This window comes from Petrotoga sp. DB-2 (assembly GCF_054051725.1).
Genome location: NZ_JBSVZD010000019.1, coordinates 23230 through 38881, shown reverse-complemented (window position 1 = coordinate 38881; position 15652 = coordinate 23230). Strand labels below are relative to the sequence as shown.

Sequence of the window (15652 nt, the reverse complement as noted above, 5' to 3'; positions counted from 1 at the left end):
TTTAGTTCTTTTTCTTCTTGCCTTAACTTAATTTACCTTTAGTTAATCGTTGCTTTGACCTATTTCTGAAGTGGGTATAAATAAACCATTCGACGTGTGGACAGGATTAACATCAGCAGGTATACTAGGGTCATGCCTAATTGAGTATAGGACTCAGCTTCCTTGTCTTTCCACAAAAAAACCAGGCCGGATAGGGATAAAATAAACAAGAGTCCGACTAGAAACCATAATAGATTTTTAATCTTCTTTGAAGGATATGCCTTGAAAATAAAAGCTCCGTCTGTTGTTGACAATGGAACAAGGTTGATTGAAATAATGGAAAAGTAAAACAATGCAAAAGAAACCCAAATGGTATCATTTACAGAAAGAATAAAAACAAGTGAAGCTAGAAGCTGCATAGAAACGCCATTAATAGTAAAGAAAATATATTTTTTAAAAGTAAGATTTTCAGGATAGGAATATACACCTTTGATAGAAGACCAAGAGTATTCAAACTTTTTCAATCGTCCACCTATCAAATAAATGGCAATTACATGTCCCAATTCGTGAATAAGAATCATAGTAAGCATATATACTATGATCATCACTATTAATGAAAGCAATTCATTCACCTCACATCAAAAAATCGATTAGAAGATAGATAATTTACCTCCTCAGATGGACACCCTTGCCTTCGACTAGGCGCTCCCGCTATATTGTCCATCGCGGACTTTCACCGCTTAGCTATTGGGTATGCTGGCCACATTTATGAGAAGAAGAAGAAGGATGGAATCCTTCTTCTTCCCTAGGGTGGAAAGGATTAGCATCGGATCACACAACGAATGACCTTACGATCTGCTTCTAGTTTTTTTAATTCTTCCAGTGTTAAAGGCTTCGGTTGCTTTTTCATATGTATCACCTCCTTTCATTTTGTATAGAGTAAATGACCCGAACAAACATTTACTCTACTTCTTCCACAACATTTAAAACCGATCTGGGTACTCCCCCCTCTGTTGATCTTGTATCTAGATTTTCTCCACTAAAAACAAAAAATACCATTCAATAGCAAAACTGTAACAAGCTTGCTGTAAAAAAGTCCTAATACTATCTCACCCCTATCTTTTGATTTAATCTTTGTTTAAAAAGCAACTGCTACAATCAATTTTCATCCTTCTCAATTTCATTATACGCTTTTCCATATGGTTTTCAAGTCGTTTTTTAATTGGTTTTAAACATACATTAACAAAGTATTACAGAGATCGGTCAAAAAAACTTATGTTAAAATTATTTACGATATTTTTTATCGGATATAATGCATTTGTCATTTCTTTTGGTTATTATAAAAGAGTTATGATATAATGAAATTTAGAGAAAAATATAGAAGCTCTGAAGGTTGTTAACATTCCAAAGAAAAGGTTTTTGAAGTAAATTTTATTTTATATTTTTGTTGCTATTGGGTAAAAGGAGCCTTCTGCTGTTTCTTTTGAAGGTTATACCCTGTAACCCTTTTAAAATCAAAATCTTATTTTTGATAATCCTTTTATCTCCAAACTGTCTATATAAACTCTATCCTCAAATTCCTTTAATCTGGAATCGTTAATACTACAGTTTCTTTTGTTATCTTTTTCCCAGCTACTACTGTGAAGAAAAATAAAAATATCCCTACTCCTAACAGTATCCATAAAAGTATATCGTTGAACTGTTCTGTCACAGGAAACAACGAAGTCAAATAACTGCCACCAAAAACAACTATGAATCCTATTATAAAAAACAAGTTATCAATTATACTTATTCTTCGAATTCTAAAAATTAGATAATACACCCCCACTTTTTCTAAGAATAACTCTTCTAAGTTTCTGTAATTACTTAATATATCACTTTTTAAGTTATCCAACACTATTTCTCCTTTTTTCATAAGCATTACCCTGTGAGCTAACTTTTCCACTTCTGCTAAGTCGTGAGAGGTGTAGAATATACTTTTTCCTTCTTTGTTGAGTTTAAATATTAACTCTCTCATCTTTATCCTTGAAACAGGATCCAAACCACTCATGGGTTCATCAAGTATGAAAAGTTCTGGGTCTTTTAAAAGTCCTAAAATAAAAGAAAACTTCCTTCTCGTTCCTTTTGAATAAGTATGAACCTTTTTTGGTAAGAATTCTGAGATGTCTAAATACTTTGCATAGCTTTCTATTTGGTCATTTGATAGTTTTCCACCGAGATATTCTCTGAATATTTCGATATTTTTCCATCCCGTTTCTTTTTCCCAGAGCAAATCCTTTTCTGAAACTACTCCGATGGTTAAGCCATCTTTTTTGATTATTTGATCCTTACCATGGTTGTAGATCCCCGTAAGGCATCTTATTGTTGTAGTCTTTCCTGCTCCGTTGGGTCCTACCAACGCCAAAATCTCATTCTCTACAACATTGAAGGTTATACCTTTTAGTATTTTGTTACCACCAAGTTCCTTTGTTAAAGATCTAACAGAGATAAGTGTTCCTTTGTTTTCTCTTGACTTTGATAGTTGAGAGACGATTTTTTAGTAAACTGAACGGAAGGAAGCGGGTTTGAGGGGATAAATCACCTATTTTTTTGAAAAAATTTTTTTGATGTAGTGACACTTTTTTCTCTTTTAATTATATTATTCTCTTGACTTCATAATATTTCTGTGGTATAATATTAAAGACATTATGAAGTTGGGAGATGATTTGGATGTATGTTAGAACGGTAAAAAACAACCAAGGGAAAGAATACTTAAGAATAGTAGAAAGTTACCGTGAAAACGGTAAGAATAAACAAAAGATAATCGCTAATTTGGGTAGAATCGATACTATCAGTAGAAAAGAAGTGGAAAATATTGTCGATAAACTTGTACAGATATATGATATAAAAGGTTATGTGAATTTGAATAATGTTGAGGAAGCACCTGATAAGAAGAATTATGGGATAAAGGTAATAGTGGATAGATTGTTTGAAAGATATGAGATGGATAAGTTCTTTGAAAAGATGGATAAAAAGATAAGGTTCGATGTGGAAGATTTGTTGAAAATAATGGTTATGAACAGAATAATAGAACCTAAAAGCAAGTTGGGAATATTCAACGACTTAGATTATTATGGATTCAAAAGAATAGATGAGGCAGAGACAGATGAAGAAGGGATAGCCTTACAATGGATGTACAGGACGCTAGATGTGTTAGCGCAAAAGAAGGAAGAGTTAGAGAAACATCTGTATTGTCAAAGGATAAGTTTATTCAATTCTGTAGTAGACTTAGTGTTTTACGATGTAACGACGTTAGCCTTTGAGACACAACAAACGAATGAGTTACTACAGATGGGTTATTCTAAAGATAAGAAGTTCAATGAATCACAGGTAGTTTTAGGGATGTCGATAGTTGGGAAAGGAAACGCCCCGAAGGGGGTTCAAGGAATGCCGGTTAGTTTTGATATATATCCAGGTAACACGTTCGAAGGACATACGTTCAAAGATACGATTGAACTGATGAAAAAGAGATATCAGCTGGGGAAGGTAATAGTGGTTTCTGATAGGGGGATGATGAGTAAAACCAATATGGAAATAGTAGAGAATTCCGATTACGAATTCATAGTTGGTAAATCGATAAAACAGTTAAAAAAGGTGGATATATTCGATGGGGAATTCACTGAAATATCAAAAGGGATTGAATACAGAGAAATAGAATACGGGGGTAAAAGATTACTCATAATACATTCAAAGGAAAGGGCTGAAAAAGATAGAAAAGGCGAAAAATATGACGGATACTATGGAATAATAACAAACACACAGTTGAATCCAAAACAGATATTAGAGCAATACCATACCTTGTGGAAAGTGGAAGAAAGTTTCAGAACACTAAAGAATTATCTTGAAACAAGACCGATATTTCATTGGACACAGAAAAGGATAAAGGGACACATAGTGATGAGTTTCATATCTTACATAATGCAAAGAACACTTGAATTAGAACTTGAAAGAAACAATATAGAATACTCACACGAAAAGATAAGAGAAGCAATTAAAAACATGGAATACATAGATATTAAAACCAACGAACAGCATTTTGCCATTAGGACTAACATGAATGTTTTAGCTCAGAAGATATTGAAGATACTTAATATACCAATCCCAAAAGTGGTAACCCCATATGAGGAATTCATAGAGAAACTAAAACTACAGGACCAAAATGAGGAAAATAAAGGATTAGAAAGGAGCAAAGCACAAGCGTAAGACTAAAACACTGATAAATAAAGGAAAAGAAAGGCATGTAGTGACACTTTTGAAAAACAGAGAAAGCCAAAAACGCTTTTTTGCAGTTATTCATGCCTGTTTTAGAATTCTTACGTTTTTGTAACTGTCAAACTCAGGAGGCACCTTATTGTTGTAGTCTTTCCTGCTCCGTTGGGACCTACCAACGCCAAAATCTCATTCTTTACAACATTGAAGGTTATACCTTTTAGTATTTTGTTACCACCAAGTTCCTTTGTCAAAAATCTAACAGAGATAAGTGTTCCTTTGTTTTTTGATACCATCTACAATTTTCCCCCTTTTCTCTTGCTTTTATAAATCCTCTGGCTATACAGCGAGAACAAAACCAAAGATCTTCACAATCTCCACAAATATCTTCTCTTGGAGCAGGAGTTTTTGAAATATTTTCCAAAAGCTTTGTTTTATTTATTAGAAAATCCTTCAAATTATTCTTATAATCCTTTAAATTACCAATTATTATATCACCCATTTGACATAATCTTACATCTAATTTAGATGATACTACCAAACCGGTACTTCCAATTCCGCAATTAATATCATGACTAGTCGCTTCGTCTAAAACCGCAATAAAACTAGGGCCAAACTTATTTTTCAATTTGTTCAAAGTGTTTACAAAAGCATTAAAAGCATCCTCATTGTAAGATAGAATTAAATCATCATTATCTTTTGCTCTACCCACAGGTGTCACTGGACCAAATGCCACTGCTGTAACACCTATTTTGTAGGCAATATTCGCTACTTCTTCCACTTGGTTAACATTACCAGGAGTAACACTACAAGCCAATCTGACCGGAATTCCTATATTCACTAATTTTTTTATTGTGTTTAAAGCTAATTCGTATGCGTTTTTATGTCCGGTAAACCAATTCACATATTTCGGTGTACTTCCATGCAAATCAACTTGAGCAACTGCTTTATCTTTGTTTCTAGATAAAACATCAAAGGTTTTTTCAGTAAAATTACTGCCATTAGATAGAATGCCTATTAATTCAAAATCCTCATTCAAGGCTTTTTCAATTATTTCGTTAAAATAAGGATGTATACTAGGTTCTCCTCCCGTTATTTCTAAAGTTCTGGTCCCTAATGCAAACATTTGATCTATTAGTGAAAAAGCATCTTCTTTATCTATATCTGTTAAATGTTCGCCCTCCCCACTTTTATTATAACAATGTTTGCAACGGAAATTACATTTGCTAGTTATCTCCACTACCATTCCTCTTGGAACTACGTAATTCCAACTCCCTAACTTTTCTAATTTATCATCGATAATTGCGTCTTTCTTTTCATAGGAAATTGTTGATAAACCATAGCTTCTTAATTGGTTTAAAAAATTAAAAATATTTTCTTTAACTCTTTCCTCAGAGTCAGAATACTTTTTTGAAAAAAATTCTATCATCTGACCAACTTTCATGGGTTCATACATTTTTTCAATTATTTCTCCACCCTCTTTTGTTAATTTAAGAGAAAGAGACTGTTTTAAACTACTATCACGAGACTTCGACATATTTGGTATGAACATTAAGGTTGGATATAATGGAGATAGGAACAATTTAGCCTTATTTACGTTCAATTTTAAGTAAACATCTTCTCTCATGGTTTTTGTTTCCCTCCTAACTTTTGTTTGCGTTTTTAAGCAATATTTCCCAAAATTAAAATATTACTTTCAACTTTTAAAAATTTTTTTTAGCTATTTTAACCATTTATGTATATTCGGTTCATTAACTTAAACTTGAATGACTTTAGAACAAAAGCTCCCCCCGCAGCTTTTCTCTGCGAGGGAAAAATTACTCTTTGATAAATATTACCACAATCCAACAAATGCAACGGCAGTAGACAAAGCTGCACCACTAATTGGGCAAATAAGACAACTATTGCACGCACTACAATACTCAGCCCTTGGACCTATAACACCTGCGTTTCCCATTATCTTCGCCTCCTTTCACTTTTATTTTTCACTACTTTTCCTGCAGGGTTGCTTCTTGCCGGCAAATAATTCCTCTCCCCACAATCTTTTCCTTCAAAAACTTATCTAGATACTTTCTTAAATCTTTTAAGCTTTTTAAAAGCGTTGTTTTTTATGTAAAGTAAAAACCTTAATCAAACATTTACTCTACCCCTTCCACAACACTTACAACCGTCCTGGGTACTACTCCATCTGTTGATCCTGTACTGTTACCTTCTCCACCAAAAACAAAAATCCCACTCAATAGCAGAACAGTGATAAACAAAACAGCAATAAATTTCTTCATCCTCCTTCACCCCCTTAGATTATTCTTTTAATTTAAAACTAATATCTCAAATAATTCAATCCCTCCTTTTAATCATACGCTTTTCCATATGGTTTTCAAGTGTTTTTTTAATTGGTTTCAAATATGTATTTATAAAGTATTACAGAGATTGGTCAAAAAAACTTATGTTAAAATTATTTACGATATCTTTTATCGTATATAATGCATTTGTCATTTCTTTTGGTTAATATAAAAGAGTTATGATATAATGAAATTTAGAAAAAAATATAGAAGCTCTGAGGGTTGTTAACATTCCAAAGAAAAGGTTTTTGAAGTAAATTTTATTTTATATTTTTGTTGCTATTAGGTAAAGAAAAAGAGGGTGGAGAAATGAACATTAAAGTATTGATTGAAATTGTAAGTAAAGGACAGTTCATAAGACCAATTTTGAATTATGTTGTTCATTACTTAGAAAGTGATAGATCAGATAAAAATAAAAACATCGTCAATTACATAAACGTTTTGAAATTAAAATGGGATGTTAAATACGATGAAGCCCTTGAGATAATAGATAAAGAGTTACAAAAGTTAAAAAAAGGTGGTTTGCACTGTTTAATTTTAGTTGAAAAGATAGGTATTTTAGTCAAACTTTCTCGGAATGAAGAAATTAAAGAAGTATTCAATCAATTGAAGGAAGAATTCGCCACACTCCCTAAGTATTTAAGAGGAATAGTTGTTGAGAAATTAAAGAATGTTCATGAATTAAATTTTGAAGAAAAAGATTCGCAAACCATTAGAATTTGGAGTGAAAGTTATGAAAATGCTCCCGCCGCCAAAGGTTTCATATTGCTATCAAAAGCAAGAGAGAAAAAGAACGAAGAAAGATACGATGAAGCAGTTTCTTTGAACGTTGAAGCATTTAAGGTTTTAAAAATTGTTCCACATCCTTCTGGTATGGTGCAAGCTTTAAACAATACATCTTGGTGGTTGAAAGATACAAACAAAGAAAAGGCTTTAGCTTTTACTTTACCATTGGGATTCTACCTTGGTTACTATTTCGATGATAATAACTTTGATGTTTTCAATTTCCTTGATACTATGTTTCAAGTACAAAAGAATAATAACGATCCTTTGGTTTATGAGACCGCCTTTATCTTTTCGAAGTGTTTATCTCAACTAAACAAAGCAGAAGGTGAATCGATAAAAAATACTTTTAAAGATATCATTAACCAATTAAAGTACTTTGTATTCAATTTGGATAACAACCAACACAGAAGTACACCAAAACTAAGAGATTTCATAAGGAAAGAGATAGGAAAAGAAAAGATACCCATTGATTCATTGAACGTTTCTGAAAGAACGTTGAAAGAGTTTTTATCTGCAAAGACAAAGTACATTCAACCAAATACCTTGAGAAACATATTAGATGCTCTTGAGTTTAAAATCAACACATCCACACTTATATGTATAATCAAAGAATTGAAAAAGAAGGATATAGATAAGAAGTTTGAGATAAACCTTGAAAAGTTTAAGAACTTTCCAAAAGAAAGACAAATATCAGAACTCTTTACATCTTACCTCGTTCATTACTACAAAGAAAAGATTGATCTAAAAAAGATAATTAAAGAGATAGAAGATGATAGTTTAATTGAAGAAAGATGTGATTACTACACGAAAGAGTTAGTAAACTCTATCTTTGAAAGAAATCCAAAGATAGAGTTTAATTCTTTACTAACAAACGTTCAAGAACCAAAAATCCACACAAACAAAAATATAACCTTCAATGAACATCCTTTTTATTTGGGAAGGAAAGAAGTTGTAAAAAGGTTTATGAAAGACTTAAATAAAAAGAATTTAAAAGAGTTCATTGAAAATTACATTGGTCTTAATGCAAGACAAAAAAAGACGATAGAAAAGTTCATAATGAATTACGGTAGGTACTATGATTTAAAAGATATACCAAAAGAATTCACACCGAAAGTACCAAAAGAGATTAATTCATTCGTGAAAAAATATACGTTGAAAAGAAAACCTTCTGCTATTTCTTTTTATGTTTTTGAAGGGGAAGAAAGAGAAGAGTTGGTGGAAATAGTCAAGGCTTTTGAAATTTAGAGGTTCTATCTTTTGAAACGTAGAATTCTAACAATTTCCACAACCTATTTTGGGTTATATTAAACTTTTTAGCCAACCCGACTACCATCATGTGGTTATTTTAGTCCTATGTTCATATTTCGCTTTTTCTACCCATACTTCTTACAAGCAAGCTAAATTTTATAAACTATGAAAAATTTTTCATATTTTAATTATTTTGGTAATATTTGCTTTTAATTGGTCTTAATCGTTTATAATTCCTTCAGATAAGCCGTAAACGAACTTGATAAAAATCTAATTTTGTGGAATACTATTAATATGATGATTTGCGTCAAACTTGCAAACAAAAAGCACTTTTTTCAAATTAAAATTTATTACTTGTGTATTAAGATAAAATGTGATAAAATATATAAGGAGATTATTTGGGAAAGTATTGTTAGTGTGTAACAATTCTAATAAATCTGTAAAGGAGGTAGAGGTATGAAAAAGGTTTTTATTGTTCTTATGGTTACTTTGATGGGTGTTTTTGCCTTTACTCAGGTGAAAAACCCTGATATGATTTTCGATGCCACACTAAGTGAACCAGATACTTTAGACCCTCACCATGCTTACGACACTTCTAGTGGTGAAGTTATTTTCAACGTATATGACAACTTGGTAGCATACGATGGTGAAAGTATGAGTAAGTTTGTTCCTATGCTCTCAACGGTTGTCCCTACAGTTGAAAATGGTTATTTGAGAGACGGTGGAACAACATATGTCTTTCCAATAAGAGAAGGTGTAAAATTCCACAACGGTAACGATTTAACCCCTGAAGATGTCGAATACACCTTCGAAAGAGCACTATTATACAACCCACCTGGAGGACCAGTATGGATGTACTTAGATCCTATGTTTGGTGTTTTCAGTATTAGAACGTTGGTAGAAGATTACGTAGGTGCTTCATGGGATACTATATTTGATAGTGAGATGAATCCTACATCTCCTGAATACGAAGAGGCTCTAGTTAATTTCTATAATGACGTGATAGATCCTGCGGTAGAAGTTCAAGGTAATGAAGTTCTTGTCCATTTGGCAAGACCTTTCGCCCCATTTTTGAATGTAATTGCTTCTGGAAGTAGTTGGGGTTCGATATTAGATAAAGAATACTCTGTGGAATTAGGCATTTGGGATGGAAATGCCGAAGGTTGGTGGAAGTATCACGGATGGACAAAAGAGCAGTCTCCATACTTTGACCATGCGATGGGAACAGGTCCGTATAAATTGGTCGAATGGGATCACGCTCAACAAAGGGTAACGCTCGAACGATTCGACGATTACTGGAAGGGTCCCGCCCCAATAAGAAGAGTAATCATTCAAGGTATAGACGAATGGTCGACGAGAAGAGCTATGCTTGAAACAGGTGATGCTGACATAGCTTATGTTCCTGCTCAATATTTAGATGTTGTACTTTCTATGGATGGTTTGACCGTTATCCCTGGCACACCTGAGGTTTCAATCACCTCTTTAGGGTTCAATTGGCAAGTTGATCCAGAGTCGCCATACATTGGTTCAGGTCAATTGGATGGAAACGGTATTCCACCAGATTTCTTTGCAGATCATAATGTTAGATTAGGTTTTGCTTATGCCTTTGATTATGATGGTATGATAAATGAAGTTTTGAACGGTTTGGGTGAAAAAGTTCCTACCGCTTTACCAACTGGATTCTTAGGGTTCGACGAAGATCTCCCAACATACGAATTGGATCTGCAAAAGGCTGAAAATTACTTCAAACGGGCTTATCAAGGTAGATTATGGCAAACAGGTTTCAATATGACTATTCTTTACAATACAGGAAACGATTCAAGGAGAGTATCTGCAGAAATATTGAGGGATAATTTAGCAAAGATAAATCCTAGATTCCAAGTTGAAGTTAGAGGGGTTCAATGGCCAACTTACTTAGATGAAAGAGAAAATATGATGCTTCCAGTTTACATCATAGGTTGGGTTGCGGATTTTCCAGATCCACATAACTTTATTTTCACCTATTATCACAGCGAAGGTGATTACGGAGGATTCTACGGCGATAACTTTGCGGAATTTGCAAGCTTGCCAAGACCAGAATTTGGTGGAAAATCATTGAACAAAATGATAGAAGATGCAGCCCTTGAATCTGATCCTGCTAAAAGAGAGCAAATGTACATAGATATTCAAGAATTTGTTTTTGATTACGCTCTTGTTTTACCACTTTATCAGCCACAAGGGTTGAGGGTCCATCGTTCTTGGCTAAAAGGATGGATAAATAATCCAATTTGGCCAGGTGACTATTATTATAACTATACTAAGGTAGAGTAATAATTCTGCTAAAATATTGTGAAAAGAAAGTTTTTTGTAGTAGAATGTGAAGAGAGGGGGGTTCCCCTCTCTTTTTAAGTGATTACTTAATAAGTATAAATAACAGAGCGGAGGTGTTTGCTTTTGACCACATACATTATGAGAAGGTTGTTATTACTCCCTTTGATTATGTTGGGCGTTACATTGATAGTTTTTTCTATGCAACAATTACTGGGACCACTGAAACTTTTATCTACTTACGTTGATCCAAATACTTATGCCAAGTTATCTGATCAAGATAAAATTGCTTTGATGGAGCAGTATGGATTGACCGATCCTTGGCCTGTTAGATACGGCAAATGGATAGGGAATTTGTTCAAAGGTGATCTTGGTTGGTCTGTAGTGGGGAAAGAGCCTGTTATTGATGCTTTATTACACAGATTTCCCTATACAGTAGAATTAGCACTATATGCTCTTTTCCCTATAATAGGAGTTGGTATATGGTTTGGGGTTACTGCTGCAGTTCATCATAATTCATTCATAGATCAAGTTATTAGAATATTTGCTTTAATTGGTTGGTCTTTGCCAGATTTTGTTTGGGCAATCCTTGTCTTATTGATATTTTATATTGGCTTGGGATGGTTTCCTCCAGGTAACCTAAGTTTATGGGCAGATGAAATTGTAAAAAGTGCCACCTTTAATAACTATACTCATCTTTTGACTATAGATGCATTACTCAATGGAAGAATTGATATATTTTGGGATGCTTTAAGACATATTATAGGTCCAATTATTGCTATATCTTGGCTATGGTGGGCTAATCTACTGAGGATCACCCGATCTTCTATGTTGGAAGTTCTTAGAAGAGATTACATAAGAACTGCAAGATCAAAAGGGTTACCAGAAAAATTAGTTATAAACAAGCATGCTAGAAGAAATGCCTTGATCCCTGTTGTAACAACCGCGGGTCAAATGGTCATCGGTTTATTGGCGGGAGTTGTTATAGTAGAGATGGTTTTTGTTAGAACAGGTTTAGGATCCTTCGCTGCAACAGCCGCTCAACAATTGGATTATGCTTCTATAATGGGTGTTCTATTATTTACTTCTTTCATACTTATTGTAGGAAATCTTATAATCGATGTATCTTACGCATTTATCGATCCAAGAATTAGGTTAGGGTGAGGTGGAAATTGTGAATGAAGAAACAAAAAGGGCTTTAAAACGCTTTTTTACAAATCCTTCTGCTATCATAGGTTTTTCTATATTGGTATTTTTCATAATTATAGCGATACTGGCACCAGTAATAGCACCTCCTCAATTACCAAACGAAAGAAACTTGGAAAGAGCCCGTGAACAAATAAATGAAGATCCAACGGGAAATAAAGATTCTATTATTCAAGAGTTTAAAAACTATTGGGAAGACACATATTTTTTTGCTGAAATGGACTATCAAGATATGTCAAAATTGATGGAAAGTGTTGAAAAGTTTGAAAATGGGGAAATTGAAAAAGAAGAATTAAAATCTGAAATTAAAGGATTAGTTGATATGTATGTTCTAAATAGGTCCTACTACGAAGATTTTGATGAAGATACTAATGGTGTAATTAGAAGGTTGAGAAATGAATATGAAAACGTAGTTGAAAGGTATGAAAGGTCTTTAAGATTTTCAGAAATGATCAGCGATCTTCAATCACTCAATGGACAAGATTTCAAAAATGAAGCTTTAAACGTTTATGAAACATTAAACAAAGATTTCTTGAACTCAATTGAATTCAATCCGTTCTTGATTCCCAACGTAGTTTCAACGTTAGAGCCTATACCACCATCTCCTGAACATCCCTTTGGGGTAGTAAATCAAAAGGATATCTTTTACGGTGTTGTTTGGGGAAGTAGAACCGCTTTTCAAATAGGGTTGGTGGTAGTTTTAATTTCAACTATCGTAGGGCTTTTTATAGGTTCAGTAGCTGCCTATTTTGGTGGTTGGCTCGAAGAAGTTCTGATGAGAATCACGGATATCTTTATGTCAATACCTTTTATGCTTGCAGCTATGGTTTTAACAACTATTTTAGGTCTTGGAGTTAGAAATATGATGATCGCCTTGATAATTTTTGGTTGGATGGTCACAGCCAGGTTGATCAGAGGGAATATACTTCAAGCCAAAAATGAGCAGTACGTTATGGCTGCGAAAGCTCTTGGGGTAAGGGATGCGGCAATTATAGTCAAACATATCTTACCTAATACGATATTTCCAGTTTTGATAAACGCTACTATGAGGATCGGATCAATGGTTATCACTGCAGCAGCTCTAAGTTTCTTGGGTTTAGGTGCCCCACAAGGATACGCCGATTGGGGATCAATATTATCATATTCCCGCGACTGGATCATTGGGGGTACAAATCCAGGACAGTACTGGTTCACGATCTTATATCCTGGTGTGGCTATGATTCTTTTTGTCATGGGTTGGAATTTACTAGGAGATGCCCTAAGAGATGTTTTTGATCCGAGAATGAGACGATAAAGTGAGAGGAGGAAGCTTTTTGAAAGATAACAATAGCAAACCTATACTTCGTGTTGATAATTTGCATGTTCATTTTAAGACAGAGGATGGTATAATAAAGGCGGTCAATGGAGCCAGTTTTGATCTTTATCCAGGTGAAACGTTGGCAATAGTGGGAGAATCTGGTTCAGGCAAAACAGTTACTGCGCTAAGCACTATAAGGTTACTAGACGAAAATGGATGGATCGCTGAAGGAGAAATACAGTACAAAGATATGGATGTTTTATCTTTATCGGACAATCATCTCCGAAGGATACGTGGTAATGAGATTTCCATGATCTTCCAGGAACCTATGACCGCTTTAAACCCAGTCTACACGATTGGGGAACAAATCATGGAATCTCTTGAATTGCATCTTAAGATTAGTGAAAAAGAAGGGAAAAAAAGAGCGATTGATTTATTAAGAAAAGTTGGTATTCCTGAACCAGAAAGGCGAATTGACCAATATCCTCATGAATTGTCCGGTGGAATGAGACAGAGAGCCATGATCGCTATGGCGTTAGCTTGCAACCCTTCCATCCTCATAGCAGATGAGCCAACTACCGCATTGGATGTTACCATACAGGCACAGATACTGGAACTCATGAAGGATTTACAAAATGAGTTTAAAATGTCTATAATTTTTATTACACATGACCTTGGAGTTATTGCTGAGATGGCTGATAGGGCGATAGTTATGTATGGTGGAGAAGTGGTTGAAAGTGGTGACATCAAAACCATTTTTAAAAGGCCACGTCATCCTTATACATGGGGGTTGATGAATTCTATTCCCAGGATAGACAAAGAAGAGGAGAGGTTGCTTTCTATTCCTGGAGTAGTTCCAAACCCCTTGAACTTTCCAAAGGGTTGTAAATTTTCAAATAGGTGTTTCTTTGCTGACCAAAAATGTGTAGATGAAGATCCCAACTTGGAAGAAGTAGAACCTCGCCATTTTTCCCGTTGTTGGCACATAGACAAATTATTGGATGAAATGAACAAAGTCAAAGAAGGTGAAGTATAGTGCCAAATAGTGACAAAGTAATCTTAAAAGTTGAAAATTTAAAAAAATATTTTCCTGTTAGAGCAGGGGTCTTCAAAAGAACCGTTGCTCATGTATTAGCTGTAGACGATATTAGCTTTGCAATAAAAGAAGGAGAAACTCTGGGGCTTGTTGGTGAATCCGGTTGTGGTAAAAGTACAACAGGTATGACAATCCTAAGATTATACGAACCAACAGACGGACGAATTATAATGGGAGAACAAGACACTACACCATGGTTCATGAGAGGTACCACCATTAATAAGTATGTTAAAACGATTTATGCTGAAAGATTTGAGAAAATGAAAAAAGAATTAGGTTCAGAAGAAGAAGTAATTAAGAAATTAGATAATGAAATAGATAAAAAATACGCCCAGTTATATTTTCATGATGGGGTAAGAGAAATAAAGAAAGATTTGTTATCTAATTTGGACGAAAAAAGAAGAGCCTTTAGAAAAAATGCACAAGTCATCTTTCAAGACCCATATTCTTCTTTAAATCCAAGAATGAGAGTCCTGGATATCATAGGAGAAGGTATGAAAGTGAATAAAATGGGTACATCTTCTGAAATAAGGGATAGAGTTGCCAACTTAATGGAAACAGTAGGATTATCCAAAGATTACGTTTATAGATATCCCCACCAATTTTCTGGTGGACAAAGACAAAGAATAGGGATAGCACGTGCTTTGGCATTGGATCCAAAATTAATCATTTCTGATGAAGCTGTTTCCGCTTTAGATGTTTCCATTCAATCTCAGATCATAAATTTAATGGTTGACTTGAAAAACGATTATGGCTTAACCTATGTTTTTATAGCTCACGATTTGGCCGTTGTGAAACACATAAGCGACAGAATAGCGGTTATGTATCTAGGAAAGATAGCTGAATTAACAACGAAAAAAGAGCTCTTTGAAGAGCCTTTGCATCCTTATACGGTATCCTTGATGTCTGCTATTCCAATACCAGATCCGGAAGTTAAGAAGAAAAGAGTGGTTTTACAAGGGGATGTACCCAGCCCTCTAAATCCACCTTCAGGTTGTAGGTTTCATCCTCGTTGTCCAATTGCTAAGGATATTTGTAGCAAAGAAGAACCACCACTTAAAGAAATTAAACCAGGTCATTATGTATCATGTCATTTCCCGGGAGAGTTTAAAATTTAAAAGCTTGGGTTTTACCCAAGCTTTT

Annotated in this window: 12 protein-coding genes and 2 pseudogenes; 8 read left to right on the top strand and 6 right to left on the bottom strand. The window is 34.2% G+C overall.

The features are described from left to right. Nucleotides 1-59: 59 nt before the first annotated feature. Together ACW9JY_RS07285 and ACW9JY_RS07280 are read right to left on the bottom strand one after the other, a co-directional pair. Nucleotides 60-611, bottom strand: coding sequence for a hypothetical protein (locus tag ACW9JY_RS07285; protein ID WP_457283861.1), 552 nt, complete (start codon nt 609-611; stop codon nt 60-62). Nucleotides 612-1561: 950 nt separating this feature from the next. Beyond that, complete coding sequence (locus tag ACW9JY_RS07280) at nt 1562-2413, bottom strand: ABC transporter ATP-binding protein (RefSeq protein ID WP_281255692.1); 852 nt, start codon at nt 2411-2413, stop codon at nt 1562-1564. Nucleotides 2414-2688: 275 nt separating this feature from the next. Between ACW9JY_RS07280 and ACW9JY_RS07275 the strand changes: the two genes are divergently transcribed. Next, a complete protein-coding gene (locus tag ACW9JY_RS07275; protein ID WP_457283860.1) occupies nt 2689-4221 on the top strand; it encodes an IS1634 family transposase in 1533 nt (510 codons plus the stop codon). A 110-nt stretch (nt 4222-4331) separates the two neighbouring features. Here the strand turns inward: ACW9JY_RS07275 and ACW9JY_RS07270 are convergent, their stop codons facing one another. From ACW9JY_RS07270 to ACW9JY_RS07255, 4 genes are all read right to left on the bottom strand, one after another. After that, on the bottom strand, nt 4332-4523 hold the full coding sequence (locus tag ACW9JY_RS07270) for an ATP-binding cassette domain-containing protein (RefSeq protein ID WP_103077163.1): 192 nt from the start codon (nt 4521-4523) through the stop codon (nt 4332-4334). Further along, nucleotides 4478-5854 (bottom strand): radical SAM/SPASM domain-containing protein, encoded by a 1377-nt coding sequence (locus tag ACW9JY_RS07265; protein WP_457283859.1) that lies wholly within the window; start codon nt 5852-5854, stop codon nt 4478-4480. The genes ACW9JY_RS07270 and ACW9JY_RS07265 overlap by 46 nt, the downstream gene beginning before the upstream one ends. 207 nt (nt 5855-6061) lie before the next feature. Next, a complete protein-coding gene (locus ACW9JY_RS07260) occupies nt 6062-6184 on the bottom strand; it encodes a hypothetical protein (RefSeq protein ID WP_281255690.1) in 123 nt (40 codons plus the stop codon). A gap of 181 nt (nt 6185-6365) precedes the next feature. Then, the gene (locus tag ACW9JY_RS07255; protein WP_169925162.1) at nt 6366-6509 is read right to left on the bottom strand and encodes a hypothetical protein; all 144 of its coding nucleotides are present in this window, start codon (nt 6507-6509) and stop codon (nt 6366-6368) included. Between the two features lie 369 nt (nt 6510-6878). On the opposite strand from ACW9JY_RS07255, the gene ACW9JY_RS07250 reads away from it, so the two are divergent. From ACW9JY_RS07250 to ACW9JY_RS07220, 7 genes and pseudogenes are all read left to right on the top strand, one after another. Next, nucleotides 6879-8600: a hypothetical protein gene (locus tag ACW9JY_RS07250; protein ID WP_457283858.1), complete on the top strand. Its 1722-nt coding sequence runs from the start codon at nt 6879-6881 to the stop codon at nt 8598-8600. 459 nt (nt 8601-9059) lie between these two features. Next, the gene (locus ACW9JY_RS07245; protein WP_103079268.1) at nt 9060-10913 is read left to right on the top strand and encodes an ABC transporter substrate-binding protein; all 1854 of its coding nucleotides are present in this window, start codon (nt 9060-9062) and stop codon (nt 10911-10913) included. 123 nt (nt 10914-11036) lie between these two features. Next, nucleotides 11037-12074 (top strand): ABC transporter permease, encoded by a 1038-nt coding sequence (locus ACW9JY_RS07240; protein WP_103079269.1) that lies wholly within the window; start codon nt 11037-11039, stop codon nt 12072-12074. A gap of 1 nt (nt 12075) precedes the next feature. Beyond that, nucleotides 12076-12219: pseudogene (locus tag ACW9JY_RS07235) on the top strand (ABC transporter permease); the annotation flags it as partial. A gap of 447 nt (nt 12220-12666) precedes the next feature. Continuing rightward, nucleotides 12667-13410, top strand: a pseudogene (locus ACW9JY_RS07230) (ABC transporter permease); the annotation flags it as partial. 19 nt (nt 13411-13429) lie between these two features. Continuing rightward, on the top strand, nt 13430-14449 hold the full coding sequence (locus tag ACW9JY_RS07225; RefSeq protein WP_103898907.1) for an ABC transporter ATP-binding protein: 1020 nt from the start codon (nt 13430-13432) through the stop codon (nt 14447-14449). Then, the gene (locus ACW9JY_RS07220) at nt 14449-15627 is read left to right on the top strand and encodes an ABC transporter ATP-binding protein (RefSeq protein WP_103079272.1); all 1179 of its coding nucleotides are present in this window, start codon (nt 14449-14451) and stop codon (nt 15625-15627) included. The genes ACW9JY_RS07225 and ACW9JY_RS07220 overlap by 1 nt, the downstream gene beginning before the upstream one ends. Nucleotides 15628-15652 lie beyond the last annotated feature (25 nt).

What these genes read in the sequence shown, in the direction of transcription:
- ACW9JY_RS07275 (WP_457283860.1), top strand. Translation starts at nt 2,689, where the DNA reads ATGTATGTTAGAACGGTAAAAAACAACCAAGGGAAAGAATACTTAAGA.
- ACW9JY_RS07270 (WP_103077163.1), bottom strand. Translation starts at nt 4,523, where the DNA reads ATGGTATCAAAAAACAAAGGAACACTTATCTCTGTTAGATTTTTGACA.
- ACW9JY_RS07265 (WP_457283859.1), bottom strand. Translation starts at nt 5,854, where the DNA reads ATGAGAGAAGATGTTTACTTAAAATTGAACGTAAATAAGGCTAAATTG.
- ACW9JY_RS07260 (WP_281255690.1), bottom strand. Translation starts at nt 6,184, where the DNA reads ATGGGAAACGCAGGTGTTATAGGTCCAAGGGCTGAGTATTGTAGTGCG.
- ACW9JY_RS07255 (WP_169925162.1), bottom strand. Translation starts at nt 6,509, where the DNA reads ATGAAGAAATTTATTGCTGTTTTGTTTATCACTGTTCTGCTATTGAGT.
- ACW9JY_RS07250 (WP_457283858.1), top strand. Translation starts at nt 6,879, where the DNA reads ATGAACATTAAAGTATTGATTGAAATTGTAAGTAAAGGACAGTTCATA.
- ACW9JY_RS07245 (WP_103079268.1), top strand. Translation starts at nt 9,060, where the DNA reads ATGAAAAAGGTTTTTATTGTTCTTATGGTTACTTTGATGGGTGTTTTT.